Origin of the sequence: Leptolinea tardivitalis (assembly GCF_001050275.1) — a bacterium.
Classification (GTDB): Bacteria; Chloroflexota; Anaerolineae; order Anaerolineales; family Anaerolineaceae; genus Leptolinea; species Leptolinea tardivitalis.
The window spans coordinates 237,489-251,072 of the sequence record NZ_BBYA01000001.1; the positions used below are offsets into that span (position 1 = coordinate 237,489).

Annotated in this window: 10 protein-coding genes and 1 other annotated feature (1 of these 11 cut by a window edge); all 10 genes read left to right on the top strand. The window is 49.4% G+C overall.

The features are described from left to right. Positions 1-231 (top strand) — a binding site (T-box leader) (it extends 19 nt beyond the left edge of the window). A gap of 32 nt (positions 232-263) precedes the next feature. The 10 genes from ileS to LTAR_RS01195 all read left to right on the top strand — a co-directional run bounded on the left by ileS (position 264) and on the right by LTAR_RS01195 (position 13,561). Further along, positions 264-3,413, top strand: coding sequence for an isoleucine--tRNA ligase (gene ileS, locus LTAR_RS01150; protein WP_062420294.1), 3,150 nt, complete (start codon positions 264-266; stop codon positions 3,411-3,413). 167 nt (positions 3,414-3,580) lie between these two features. Beyond that, positions 3,581-4,117, top strand: a complete 537-nt coding sequence (lspA, locus tag LTAR_RS01155) for a signal peptidase II (RefSeq protein ID WP_158423369.1) — start codon at positions 3,581-3,583, stop codon at positions 4,115-4,117. Between the two features lie 5 nt (positions 4,118-4,122). Beyond that, positions 4,123-5,046 carry an RluA family pseudouridine synthase gene (locus LTAR_RS01160; protein ID WP_201775923.1) on the top strand — a complete coding sequence of 308 codons (924 nt, stop codon included), beginning with the start codon at positions 4,123-4,125 and terminating at the stop codon, positions 5,044-5,046. Between the two features lie 14 nt (positions 5,047-5,060). Continuing rightward, complete coding sequence (gene ltaE / locus LTAR_RS01165; protein WP_062420296.1) at positions 5,061-6,098, top strand: low-specificity L-threonine aldolase; 1,038 nt, start codon at positions 5,061-5,063, stop codon at positions 6,096-6,098. Between the two features lie 74 nt (positions 6,099-6,172). Beyond that, complete coding sequence (locus LTAR_RS01170; RefSeq protein WP_062420297.1) at positions 6,173-7,012, top strand: purine-nucleoside phosphorylase; 840 nt, start codon at positions 6,173-6,175, stop codon at positions 7,010-7,012. A 96-nt stretch (positions 7,013-7,108) separates the two neighbouring features. Beyond that, entirely contained in the window at positions 7,109-7,789 is a 681-nt protein-coding gene (locus LTAR_RS01175; protein ID WP_062420298.1) for a hypothetical protein, read from the top strand. Positions 7,790-7,804: 15 nt separating this feature from the next. Continuing rightward, complete coding sequence (locus LTAR_RS01180) at positions 7,805-8,356, top strand: GNAT family N-acetyltransferase (RefSeq protein ID WP_062420299.1); 552 nt, start codon at positions 7,805-7,807, stop codon at positions 8,354-8,356. Positions 8,357-8,362: 6 nt separating this feature from the next. After that, positions 8,363-10,270, top strand: a complete 1,908-nt coding sequence (locus LTAR_RS01185) for a histidine kinase N-terminal 7TM domain-containing protein (RefSeq protein ID WP_062420300.1) — start codon at positions 8,363-8,365, stop codon at positions 10,268-10,270. Between the two features lie 85 nt (positions 10,271-10,355). Continuing rightward, entirely contained in the window at positions 10,356-11,300 is a 945-nt protein-coding gene (locus LTAR_RS01190) for a 30S ribosomal protein S1 (RefSeq protein ID WP_062420301.1), read from the top strand. Then, a complete protein-coding gene (locus LTAR_RS01195; protein WP_062420302.1) occupies positions 11,300-13,561 on the top strand; it encodes a DNA translocase FtsK in 2,262 nt (753 codons plus the stop codon). Before LTAR_RS01190 ends, LTAR_RS01195 begins: the two co-directional genes overlap by 1 nt. Positions 13,562-13,584: the final 23 nt, after the last annotated feature.

Here is a 13,584-nt window from a genome sequence, read left to right on the forward strand (position 1 = left end):
CGAGTATGTCTGATATGTGGACGCAGCGAACCCGGGCAAGGTGAAAGCCGGGTGTCAACAACGGGCAGAAAATCCTTCCGGAGCAGCGATCTGAACACGGTGTTACCGCCAGTAAGGGAGCCGTCATTGCCAGACGTTATCCAGGGCACAGAGATAAATGCGTCTCTGACCGAGCGCCAGTTTTCTTACTGGAAGCAGGGTGGTACCGCGGGAATTTCTCCCGCCCCTGAATGGGGCGGGAGTTTTTATTTTCTGGAGGCCGGATGTTTAAAAATGTTTCACCAAAAGTAGATGTAGTCAAAATGGAAGAGGCCATCCTTCAAATGTGGAAGGAAAAAGACATTTTCCATAAATCCGTCAAACAACGTGAAGGCGGGCCCAGTTATGTGTTCTTCGAAGGTCCTCCGACGGCCAACGGACATCCCGGCGTGCATCATGTTCTGGCACGGTCATTTAAAGATATGTTCCCACGTTATAAAACCATGCGCGGTTACCACAGTATCCGCCGGGGTGGATGGGATACCCACGGTCTTCCGGTTGAAATAGAAGTGGAAAAGAAACTGGGCTTCACCAATAAACAGCAGATCGAAGCCTATGGAATTGACAAATTCAATGCGCTATGCCGTGAGTCAGCTTTCTCCTACATTCAGGAATGGGAGAAAATGACCGACCGGATGGGTTACTGGGCAGACATGGAAACCGCCTATGTGACCTACAAAAACAGCTATATTGAATCAATCTGGTGGATTCTGAAAAACTTCTGGGATAAAGATCTGCTCTACCAGGGTTTTAAAGTTGTACCTTATTGTCCACGCTGCGGCACCCCGCTTTCAGACCATGAGGTCGCTCTGGGGTATGATGACGCCGAAGATCCGTCTGTGTTTGTGCGCATGCGCCTGATTGACGATCCAGATACGTCGCTGTTGATCTGGACGACCACACCCTGGACGCTTCCTTCAAATGCCGCTGTGGCTGCCCATCCTGATGTAACCTATGTGGTGGTGGAACGCAGTCTGGAAGATGGCCGGAAAGAAAAATTAATCATGGCTGAGGCGCTTGTGGCAAAAGTCCTTGGCGATGAACCGTATACCATTGTCAAAAAGATGCCTGGCAAAGCTCTGGAGGGGATGAAGTATACGCCTCTCTACAATTTCATCAAGTTGGATAAACCCGCCCATTTTGTTGCGCTGGCAGATTATGTATCCACAGAAGATGGCACCGGTCTTGTTCACACCGCTCCTGCCTATGGTGCAGAAGATATGATGTTGGGGAATGCCGTGGGGCTGCCGGTCATTCAGGCGGTTGGACCCGATGGCAAATTCCTACCCGAGGTTACCCCGTGGGCCGGTGTGTTTATTAAAGACGCCGATCCATCGATCATGGATGATCTGAAAAAACGCGGATTGCTCTTCCGGCGCGGCACAATTGTACATACCTATCCATTCTGCTGGCGCTGCAAGACTCCGCTGTTGTATTTTGCCCGGCCAACCTGGTACATTCGCACCAGCCGCCTGAAAGACCGCCTTGTCGGATTGAACGACACTATCAACTGGTATCCCGGTCATATCAAGAATGGCCGGTTTGGCAACTGGCTGGCCAATAATATTGACTGGGCACTCGGCCGCGAACGTTACTGGGGAACTCCATTGCCCGTCTGGCAGTGCCAGGAGTGCGGCAAGCAGGAATGTATCGGCTCTGTGGAAGAACTCTCCAAAAAATCTGGCCGTGATCTGAAAGAACTGGACCTGCACCGGCCGCATGTGGATAACATCACATATACCTGCCCGGATTGCAAAGGTACCATGCATCGCGTACCGGAATTAATCGACGTCTGGTTCGATTCTGGATCCATGCCCTATGCCCAGTGGCACTATCCGTTTGAAAATCAAAAAGAATTCAAAGAGCAATTCCCGGCAGACTATATCTGTGAAGCGGTTGACCAGACGCGCGGGTGGTTCTATTCACTGCACGCCATAAGCACGTTATTGAATGATTCGGTTTGTTTTAAGAACGTCATTTGCCTGGGTTTGATCCTGGATGGCGAAGGACAGAAAATGTCCAAATCCCGCGGCAACGTGGTCAGTCCGTGGGATATTCTGGATGTTCATGGTGCAGATGCCTTCCGTTGGTATCTGTATACCGCCAGCCCGGCCGGACAGGAACGCCGTTTCTCAGCAGATCTGGTAGGCGAGGTGATCCGCACGTTCACCCTGACCCTGTGGAACACTTATTCGTTCTTTGTTAATTATGCCAATCTGGATGGTTGGACTCCGGATAAGAACGCGAAGGTCGAATACAGTCCTTTGGATCAATGGCTGCGGTCAGCACTGCATACCCTTGTCCGCGATGTGACCAATGCGTATGAGAATTATGACAGTCTGGCTGCTACCCGTCCGATTGAGACTTTTGTTGACCAACTCTCCAACTGGTATCTACGCCGATCACGCCGCCGTTTCTGGAAGACCGAATCAGACGCTGACAAACAGGCAGCCTATGCCACTCTCTATGAGGCGTTGGTCACATTGAGCAAATTGCTGGCTCCGGCCATGCCGTTCCTGGCGGAAGAACTTTACCAGAATCTGGTTCGATCGTTTGATCCGAATGCTCCCGAATCGGTGCATCTGGCAGATTGGCCTGAAGTTGACCTATCTGTGGTGGATGAAAAGCTGAACCGCGAAATGGCACTGGTGATGAAGCTGGCTTCACTTGGACATGCCGCCCGCAACAAAGCCAACCGGAAAGTTCGCCAGCCTCTGGCAGAATGTGCTTTCTCCACAGGTAGTGCTGAAGAAGGACGCATCATCAAGCAATATGCCGATATCCTGACGGACGAATTGAACGTCAAGAAAGTACGCGCCCTGAATGCCGCCGGTGAAGCTGTCTCTTACTCGCTTAATCCGCTTCCAAAACAGCTGGGTCAAAAGTACGGTCCGAAATTCCCGGCCATCCGGCAGGCTGTTCTTGCGCTTAACCCGGAAGAAGCCGCCCGGCTGCTGTTGGAAGGTAAAAATGTGACAGTAAAGGCGGCAGGTGAATCCTTTGAACTGCTTCCGGACGAAGTCGAGGTGCGCGCCAATGCTCGCGAAGGTTTTGCCGTGGCAAATGAAGGTGCCTCTCTGGCCGCACTGGTGACTGATCTCAATGAAGACCTGATCCTGGAAGGATTGGCCCGCGAAGTCGTCCGCCGCATACAAGATTTGCGGAAGACGGCCGGTTTGGAAATCTCTGACCGGATTCAGGTGTTGTATACCGCCACACCGAAACTGGCACAGGCTGTTGAAGCATATAAAGAATACATCACAGCCGAAACCTTGACGGTGAAAATTGGTTCGGGAACACCCGCTCAAAACATGGCTGTTGTCACCGATTCGTTTGATGGCGAAACGCTTACGGTAGGTCTCGCCAAAGCATAAAAAGAATATCTTTGCAGCCAGCCGGTTCTGATACTCGGAACCGGCTGGTTCTTTATTAAGTGAGTTCCAGGTTCTACCCAGTCAAACGGAAAATGTTTACAATAACCTGACGTAAGGTTTGTTTGAGATAAGGTAAAATTGCATCCGCTGTTATGGGAGATTTGTCATTGACTAAGACTATAAAAAATTACCTGTTTTTATTTATCGTTTCGGGGGTGTTAACGGCACTTGACCAGTGGAGCAAATATGCCATTCGTACGAACCTTTCTCTTGGTGAGATCTGGTCTCCCTGGGATTGGATGACTCCGTATGCCCGCTTTGTTCACTGGCAGAATACCGGTGTAGCTTTCGGCATGTTTCAGGGGAATGGAAATATCTTTGCGGTGCTTTCTGCCGCTGTCAGTGTGATCATCATCTATTATTACCCGCGGGTAATAGGTGACAGCAAGTTGCTGCGCCTGGTTACGTCAATATTACTGGCCGGGTCGCTCGGTAATTTCTTTGACCGGGTGACTGTGGGTTATGTAACTGATTTCATTTCCATTGGAAATTTCCCGGTTTTCAATATTGCCGATTCTTGCATCTCAGTGGGTGTGGTTATATTGTTGATCTATGTCTGGTTCGAAGAACGTAAAGATAAGAAAAAACAACAGGCGGATGCTGTTCTTGAACCGGTTGATGACAAAGAAGACAGGGAAGACTGAAACGATTGACGGAAAAACGGACCACCTTCGTCTTTTCAGAAACACAACCCATGCGGCTGGATGTCTACCTGACCAGCCAACTGCCGCATCTTTCCCGCTCGCGGATTCAAAACCTGATCCGTGATTTTTGTATTGAAGTAAATGGCCAGCTTCCCCAGAAGACGGGTATGCTTCTGGAAGGTGGTGAAGAAATCCTGGTTATTGAACCTGAAATCGAGACAGCCTCCGTAGAGCCAGAGAATATCCCCCTCGATATCATTTTTGAGAACGATGACTTATTGATCATCAATAAACCAGCCGGAATGGTTGTGCATCCGGCCATAGGTCATTTCACCGGAACTTTGGTCAATGCCGCCCTTGGCCATGATCCTGACCTGGAAGGGGTGGGGGGAGAAAAACGACCAGGTATCGTTCACCGTTTGGATAAAGATACCTCCGGACTCATTGTGATTGCCAAGAATGACTCTGCCCATCAATGGCTGCAGGGACAGTTCAAGGAAAGGACTGTCAAGAAAACGTATATTACCCTGGTGGATGGACATCCGCGCACACCCAACGGCCGGATTGAAACCCCCATCGGGCGCGATCCATCACACAGGCAAAAAATGGCCGTTACACCAGAGAGCCGCGGCAGGCCATCTGTAACCGAATATTTCACACGCGAGACCTTTCCACAGCATACGCTGCTGGAAGTGCATATCCTTACCGGGCGGACGCACCAGATCAGGGTGCACATGGCTTTTGTCGGCTGCCCGGTAGCTGGAGATACTGTGTATGGTCGAAAGAAAGTCACCCTGCCATTAACACGGCAATTTCTGCATGCTTCCCGGCTGGAAATCTGTCTGCCCGGCGAAAACCGGCCGCGCACTTTTGAAGCTCCGCTGCCGGTGGATCTGCAGACCTGTCTGGATGAGTTACGGAAGCAATAAACCTGGAGGCAATAATGGATGTTATAGATCTTCGCAGTGACACTGTAAGCCATCCTACTCCTGAAATGCGGCAGGCTATGGCCAGCGCGGAAGTGGGCGATGATGTCTATGGAGACGATCCCACCGTCAACCGTTTGCAAGAGCTGGCGGCACGGAAGATGGGCAAAGAGGCTGCCCTGTTTGTCTCTTCGGGAACCATGGGAAACTTAATTGGTGTTCTGGCGCAATGCCAGCGGGGTGACGAGGCGATCATGGGAACATTGGCTCACACCTTTCTATTCGAACAGGGTGGAATCTCTGCGCTTGGGGGTGTGTTTCCACATACCATTCCCAATCAGCCCGATGGAACCTTGAAACTGGACGATATTGAAAGCGCTATCCGCGGGGAAGATGTCCATTTCCCAATTTCCCGATTGATCCTTCTGGAAAACACGCATAACCGCTGCGGTGGCGTGGTGCTTACCCCCGACTATACACGGCAGGTGGCGGCACTGGCGAAGAAACACACTATGAATCTGCATCTCGACGGTGCCCGAATATTTAATGCGGCCGCCGCTCTGGGAGTTGAGGCATCTGAATTGGCAAAACCGGCAGATACTGTCACATTTTGCCTGAGCAAGGCATTATGTGCACCCGTTGGGTCGATGTTATGTGGATCCAAAGAATTCATCTATAAAGCACGGCGTTTGCGGAAACAGCTTGGCGGAGGAATGCGGCAGGCGGGTGTTCTGGCGGCCGCAGGAATCATTGCCATTGAAAAAATGTCTTTGCGTCTGGGGGAAGATCATGCCCGGGCTCGCAGACTGGCTGAGGGAATGGCCAATATACCGGGTTTCCATTTGGATTTTGGAATGCCCTCCACGAATATGGTGTTTGTATCGGTGGATGAATCGATTAAATATTCAGCCCGTGAAATAGCTGAAAGATTATCTGCAGACGGAATTAAAGTCGGTGTGACCGGCGATCGGCGTTTTCGACTGGTTACCCATTATTGGATCAACGATGCGGCGGTGGAAAAAACACTCTCTGCATTCGCTCGGCTGAGTAAATAGGCAGGACGTTCCGTACTATAATTCGCCGGTACCTAATCGCCGGTTTATACCAATAGTCAGGAAGAGGTGATCGAATGAAGGAATACTTTACTTTCGAAGAAATTGATCTGGCTGCCCAGGCTGTTCAAAAGAGATTACATTACAAACCACGTGTCAGCCTGATTCTGGGTTCTGGATTGGGCGATATGGCCAATACGATTGAATCTCCGGATATTATCCCGTTCAAAGATATTCCCAATTGGCCTGAAGCCACCGCACCCGGCCATGTCGGCCGGCTTGTGGTGGGAAAATTGGAAAATCAGGAAGTCATGGTGCTTCAGGGACGCCTGCATTACTATGAAGGCTATTCTATGGCAGAGGTGACTCTTCCCATCCGGGTGATGCAACGTCTGGGGATCGAAATCCTGGTTTTGACCAATGCTGCCGGCGGAGTGAATCCCGGTTTTTCCGCCGGTGATGTAATGCTGATCACAGATCACATCGGGATGGTCACCATGACGGGACTTAACCCGTTACGCGGTCCAAACCTGGATCAATTTGGCGTTCGTTTCCCGGATGTCAGTCAGGTGTATGACCGAAAGTTACAGGCTTTAGCCCGCAAGGCTGCCCAGGAGACCAATACCCCGATGCAGGAAGGTGTTTATGTCAATCTGTCGGGTCCGTCATTTGAAACTCCTGCTGATTTACGTTTTCTTCGCACCATTGGCGCTGATGCAGTAGGTATGTCAACTGTTCCCGAAGCCATTGTGGCCGTCCACGGCCATACCCGTGTGCTCGGACTTTCCGGTATCAGTAATAAAGCCAGTCTGGATGGTTCAACTATAACCACTGGTGAAGAGGTACTGGAAGCAGGAAAAGTGCTGGTTCCAAAGATGGAGCGCATTATCCGGGCATTTTTACGCAACCTCGATTAACCTTTCGATTGGCATTATCCTTGCAGAAGGAATGTTATCCGTTTATCGGGCGGCCAGTTTTGTATTTAACTTATCGGCTGGGATGAGCATGCAGCGATGATCGAAACACTTGGATTCCTGACCAAAAATGAGGTCTGGATATATATACTTGCCGGGGGGATCGGGCTTCTTTACTTGCGCAAGGTTGTTCAGGCATTGGAAGAGCGGCGGGCCGCCGTTTTTGGTTTGGAACGCGAGAATGCCAACCGTCAACTGGCTTCAGCCGGTTCCATGTTCGGGTTGATGGTACTGCTGGCTGCTGCCGAATTTGTGCTGGTGACCTTCGTTTCACCGTTCATGCCTCAGGAAAAAATCCTGCCGACACCAACCATGAACCTGCTTGCAACTCCAACAGTCACCCTGCCTCCGGCCAGCGCCAGTCCGGCAGCTGCCGGAACAGGAACGCCGGTGCCAGCGAAGTCCAATGGCTGTATTCCAGGTCAATTGGAGTTTACGAATGTGGTTCCCGGACAGGAATTTAGCAAAACAATCAAACTGAAGGGCACCACAAATGTTCCGGGTTTCGGCTTTTATAAATATGAATACGGACAACCTGGGCAAAACAACTGGGTGACCATTGCTGCAGGCAATGAAATCAAAATTGATGCAGAAATTGGTGCCTGGAATATTTCCCAATTACCACAGGGAGATTATGAATTGCGGTTGGTAGTTATCAACCAGCAGAATGAATCCCTGCCGCCCTGTGTTGTACCGATTCGAATTCTGTCTTCCCAATAACTGGAGGTTCTTTTCATGCCTGAAGTCGAAATTCGCCCGGCAGTCGTAAGTGACCTGCCTTTGCTCAGCAACCTGGAACATCATTACCAGACCAATAAGGTCTGGCAGATGGAACGTTCAACAGCCGATGGGCAAATCAGAGTCCAATTCCGCGAGATAACTCTCCCAAGGAATATCCGGGTGGAGTATCCACACCAGCCAAACCTCGTTCACAGTCCGCAGAATTCCTATTCTGTGGTTTTAGAAGCTGTGTTAAACAATACACCGGTTGGATATATCACCATCTGGCAGCAGCTTGCATCAAATGCAGCCTGGATTCGTGATCTTGTCGTGCGAGAGCGTAATCGTCGGCAGGGAATTGGTACGGCGTTAATTCTAGCCGGGCAGGAATGGGCTGGCCGTAAACACCTGAAACGTATGATTATCGAAATGCAAAGTAAAAATTATCCTGGTATTCAATTGGTGAGAAAACTGGGTTTTGATTTCTGCGGATACAATGATAACTACTTTGAAAATCAGGATATTGCCATCCTGTTTTCACGGGTGATTAAAACATTGAATTCCTGATTATTTATGAATACCTGGGTAACCGGTCTTCTTGTTTTCTTCCGTACCACCAGCCAGATTCTCTCGGCGGGTATTGCTATTACAGCTTTTTCCCTGTTGCTGTATGGTCTGACATTTAACCTGCGCGATCGGGTTGCACGGACATTTGCTTTGATCATGATCAGCGTGGCTGTCATATTTACGGGTGAAGCTCTGGCCAGTACATCCACTGATTTGGTAGAAGCCGAATTCTGGCTGAAGTTCTCTTATGTTGGAATCACGCTTTTGCCCGCCATCTATTTGAATTTTTCTGATGCCATTCTGGCAACCACAGGACGGCCGAGCCGGTGGCGGCGTAAACTGGCTATTCGTATGTCTTATATTGCCAGTCTGGTCTTTCTTCTGGCTTTGCCCTTGGGTTTGCTAGTGGGAGAATCATCGTCGGAAATCTCAAGCGCACCGCATCTCAGCCCGACGATTTTTACCGGATTCCTCTTCCTGTACTATTTTGTAACCATGGTAATGGCATGGATCAATTTTGTGCGTTCCTATATGCGCACCACCACACCGACCAGCCGCCGTCGAATGGCTTACCTTATCACCGGAGCACTGGCACCGGCCATTGGATCATTCCCATTTCTACTGTATAACTCGCAGATCGCTCTCGAGCATTCTCTGGCTTTCTGGACGATTTCTGCCCTGAGCAACTTGATCATGGGGGGATTGATTGTATTGATGGCTTATTCTGTAGCTTTCTTTGGTGTCCCCTGGCCAGACAGGGTAGTTAAAAGCCGCCTGTTGAAGTGGATCATTCGCGGTCCAGTTACGGCAATTATTACACTTGGGCTGGTCACAGTTGTACGGCGGGCAGGGAATGTCTTTGGTAATCCGTACAGCGGTATGGTCCCGTTCATCATGGTAATTGCGATACTGCTATGTGAATACATGGTCACATTGTTTTCACCGGTATGGGAGCGGCTGCTTTTTTATGGAAATGATCAGAAAGACCTGGAGTTACTCAATAATCTGGAACAACGGCTGGTCACCCGCAATGACCTCAGCCAATTCCTTGAAATGATCCTGGCTGCCGTCCGCGACCGACTTCAAGCAGGCGGAGCATTTATTGCCGCCATCAATGGAGACGGCATGGAGCTGGTCAAAACGACAGGCAATATCGATTGGTTGGATGAAGAAAACAGTTCTGTTGAACTTGTTGAGCTTGTCCGTCAGACGAACAATTCAATGGAAACGTTCCTGTGGAATAAAACCCTGATACTTCCGCTTTATCATCAGGAAACAGATGATTCTTCTGAGTTGCTGGGTTTGCTGGGTGTAACAGGGATAAAATCGGAACATCTGGAACTCGAACAAAAACAAAGTCTGGAACAACTGGCTTTCCGGGCGACCATTGCGCTACGTGATCGGCATATTCAACAACAATTATTCCGCTCGCTTGAACAATTAACACCGGATATTGATTATCTGTCAGAGTTACGGGCTGCCGGACGGTATGAACCAGAGCATGTACTTGATATTACCCGTCCAGTGGATGAAGAGATGACCACCTGGGTCAAAGATGCCCTGACGCATTACTGGGGTGGTCCTCGCCTTACGGAGAGCCCGTTGTTAAGCCTCAAAATTGTTCAAGATATGCTGGAGACGCATGATGGTAATTATCCGAATGCACTCCGTGCGCTCTTAAAAACTGCCATCGAAAAAGTCCGCCCCGGTGGAGAACGACGGTTTACCGGTGAATGGATGTTGTATAACATTCTGGAAATGAAATTTCTCGAAGGTAAGAAGGTGCGTGAAATTGCCACAAAGCTTGCGATGTCAGAAGCTGATTTATATCGCAAGCAGAGGGTAGCATTGGAAGCAGTCGCAAGAGAAATCGCACAAATGGAAAAAGAAGCCAGGGAATCTCACACAAATTGAAACATTAATGAACATTCTGGCGTAGATTAAGCTATAATTATTCGGAGTTTTTTACTGGCTTTATTGTCAGTCGGAGGGTTTTTATATGGTGGGGAAACCTCAAACAATCCCGATAGAAATTATGCAGGATGAAATGGACGAAGGTTGGTGGGCAGCCGTTCTGGCTGACGAGGAAAGCTCTACAAGCGATTTCACAGACACACCCGTTATGGCTCAACAATCAACAGAACTTATGCTGGTTGACTGGAAACGGGTTAAATCCATCTTTGAAAACGATGAGATCATTGAACTTCAGGTTTATGGATATAACCGTGGCGGTCTTCTGGTTCAAGATCATGGAATTCAGGGATTTGTACCTGTTTCGCATCTGATTGAAATGCCTTGCGGTGTGGATGAAGAAGAACGAAAAGCCACACTATCAGAATACATTGGCCGTTCATTGAGTTTGAAAGTTATTGAATGCGAACCATCATTGGATCGGATTGTTCTTTCCGAGCGGGCGGCTCAGGCTGGTGAAGGCCGACGGAAGCAACTTTTCAGCAGCTTGAAAATTGGCGATGTTGTTAAAGGGAAAGTCACTAACATTACGGATTTCGGTGTTTTCCTTGACCTGGGCGGTGTGGAAGGTTTGATTCATGTTTCAGAGCTTTCCTGGGGACGTGTCCAACACCCCGGTGATATTCTCTCCATCGGCGATTGTGCTGAAGCCATGGTTTTACAGATCAACGAAGAGACATCAAGGGTAGCCCTGTCTTACAAACGGCTGCAAAAAAACCCTTGGGATTTGGTTTCAGCGAAATATGTACCTGGTGATGAAGTACCGGCTTTTGTAACCACGATCACCCGCTTTGGGGTGTTTGCCCGTCTTAACGAAGGTATTGAGGGATTGATCCATATCTCATCAATCGAGTTTGATCAGACCTCCCAGACTCTTGAAGAGTTATTCTCTCCTGGAATGCCCATAAAGGTACAAATCTTGCATATAGATCCAGACCGACGAAGACTCGGTCTGGGATATATACAGAACTGATGATTTCAAACATTCCTGAAGACGAAAATCCCTCCGGCGAAATACCTGCCGAAGAGATCGATACAGCATCTCTGCCTGTTTTTACCGATACCCATGATGCAGGTTTTGAGTGGACCGGTAAAGACGGTATAGGTGTCATTCTTATCATAACCAGTATACTGATCTTGTTTGGTCTGACACAGATCAGCTCAGGTGCATTCCTTACTCCTTTCACGGCATTCTTGAGGCGTTGGCTGGGATGGGGCAGTGTGTTATTTGCCCTGCAATGCGGTTATGCCGGTGTGGCGGCTCTCCGTCAACCACATGGTACACGTTCATATCCTTTGATTCAGATTCTCGGGGCTGAAGGAATGTTGTTTTCCCTGATGGCTCTATTATCCGTGTGGGGTGGTAATTCGGTTGACCGGGCAGCGGCCGGACAGGACGGCGGTCTGGTGGGTTGGGGATTGGCGCGTATGGGCGAATTTCTCCTTCCCGGTGTTTTTAATATACTGCTCTGGTTCAGTCTGCTCATCGTAACAACAGTCGCCACCTTATGGCCAATACGACACAGCATTGTAAAAAAGGCCGTTGTCCGGATGACACCTCCTCAAGCCAGATCGCAACAACCACTGCATACAAAACAGCCTTCACCGGTCGAAGAAGAACCCCCAATACAGAAACCCATTCCCCATTCATTAGACAGCCTGGCAGAAATCCTCAAAGAGGATGAAATGACGAATGATGCAGCCCCTGCACAGGCAGATATCATTCATACGGCTGAATCAGGGAAGAATGGTATCGTCCGCCTCCCTCCAATAAATTTGCTTGCCCGCGAACAGGTGGAGAAACCCGATCCACAGGTGATTCACCAATTGGCGGAACAAATTGAAGTAACCCTCAATGAATTCGGCGTACCGTCAACAGTCACCGGATATCGGATCGGCCCTACGGTGACACAATTTGCCGTTGAGCCCGGCTTTATTGAAAAAGTTGGAATAGACGGCAATATTACCCAGCAGAAAATCCGGGTAGCTCAAATATCCGCTCTGTCACGTGATCTGGCATTGGCGCTTAAAGCCAAACGTTTGCGAATTGAAGCGCCAGTTCCCGGCCAATCATTTCTCGGAATTGAGATTCCCAATACCAATAATACTGTCGTGCGGCTTCGGCCCATCCTTGAATCTGAGTTATTTACCAGAACCAAATCCCCGTTAACTCTTGCACTGGGCAAGGATGTATCAGGAAACCCTGTAGTGGCAGACCTGGCCAGAATGCCCCATCTTCTGGTAGCCGGCACAACCGGTTCAGGCAAGTCAGTTTGTATCAGTGCTATGATCAGTTGTCTGATCATGAATAATTCTCCGGCCGATTTACGTATGGCCATCCTTGATCCGAAAAAAGTTGAACTTGTTCGATTTAACGGACTTCCACACCTTCTGGGTCATGTAGAAACCACTGTTGAGCGCATGCTGGCCGTTCTTCGATGGGCGGTTGTGGAGATGGAAAACCGGTATAAATTACTGGAAACCCAGAAAGCCCGTGATATTGATGCTTATAACCGAAAAATGCAACGGAAGGGAATGGAACCCCTTCCACGAATCATCATTCTGGTCGATGAAATGGCCGACTTGATGATGGCCGCCCCTGATCAGACCGAACAGAATGTGGTGCGGCTGGCGCAGATGGCACGCGGTGTAGGCATTCATCTGGTGGTAGCCACCCAACGTCCCAGTACTGACGTTTTGACCGGTGTGATCAAAGCAAATTTTCCGGCACGTATTGCTTTTACAGTGGCATCAGCCATTGATTCCCGTGTTATTTTGGATACCAATGGAGCCGAGACCCTGCTTGGCCGTGGCGACATGCTCTTTCTTAATTCGGATGCCAGTTCACCGCAGCGTGTTCAGGGCGTTATGGTTACCGACACAGAAATAGATAAGATCGTCACTTTCTGGCGAAAAATTTGTCCGCCTGCAGAAGATTCTGCCGAGCCAGCCTGTCCATGGGAAAACCTGGTGCCGAATGACGAAGAATTGTCGGGAGATGCCCTGGTGGAGCAGGCTGTGGACATGGTGAGGGGGATGCAAAAAGCGAGCGCTTCGCTGTTGCAAAGAAAATTGCGCATAGGATATCCGCGGGCTGCCAGGCTGATGGATGAATTGGAAAAACTTGGCGTGGTTGGACCGCAAAATCCAGGCGGACGCGAACGTGATGTGCTTGTAAGCCGTGATGATGATTCTTCCGGTGGTGATGAGGAAGGTGAAGGTAAATTCAAATAATCTTTTTACCCTGCATACCTTGC

Bases quoted from the DNA above. Each gene is read 5' to 3' on its own strand.
- LTAR_RS01190 (WP_062420301.1), top strand. From the start codon at position 10,356: ATGGTGGGGAAACCTCAAACAATCCCGATAGAAATTATGCAGGATGAA.
- LTAR_RS01195 (WP_062420302.1), top strand. From the start codon at position 11,300: ATGATTTCAAACATTCCTGAAGACGAAAATCCCTCCGGCGAAATACCT.
- LTAR_RS01180 (WP_062420299.1), top strand. From the start codon at position 7,805: ATGCCTGAAGTCGAAATTCGCCCGGCAGTCGTAAGTGACCTGCCTTTG.
- ileS (WP_062420294.1), top strand. From the start codon at position 264: ATGTTTAAAAATGTTTCACCAAAAGTAGATGTAGTCAAAATGGAAGAG.
- LTAR_RS01170 (WP_062420297.1), top strand. From the start codon at position 6,173: ATGAAGGAATACTTTACTTTCGAAGAAATTGATCTGGCTGCCCAGGCT.
- LTAR_RS01185 (WP_062420300.1), top strand. From the start codon at position 8,363: ATGAATACCTGGGTAACCGGTCTTCTTGTTTTCTTCCGTACCACCAGC.
- ltaE (WP_062420296.1), top strand. From the start codon at position 5,061: ATGGATGTTATAGATCTTCGCAGTGACACTGTAAGCCATCCTACTCCT.
- LTAR_RS01175 (WP_062420298.1), top strand. From the start codon at position 7,109: ATGATCGAAACACTTGGATTCCTGACCAAAAATGAGGTCTGGATATAT.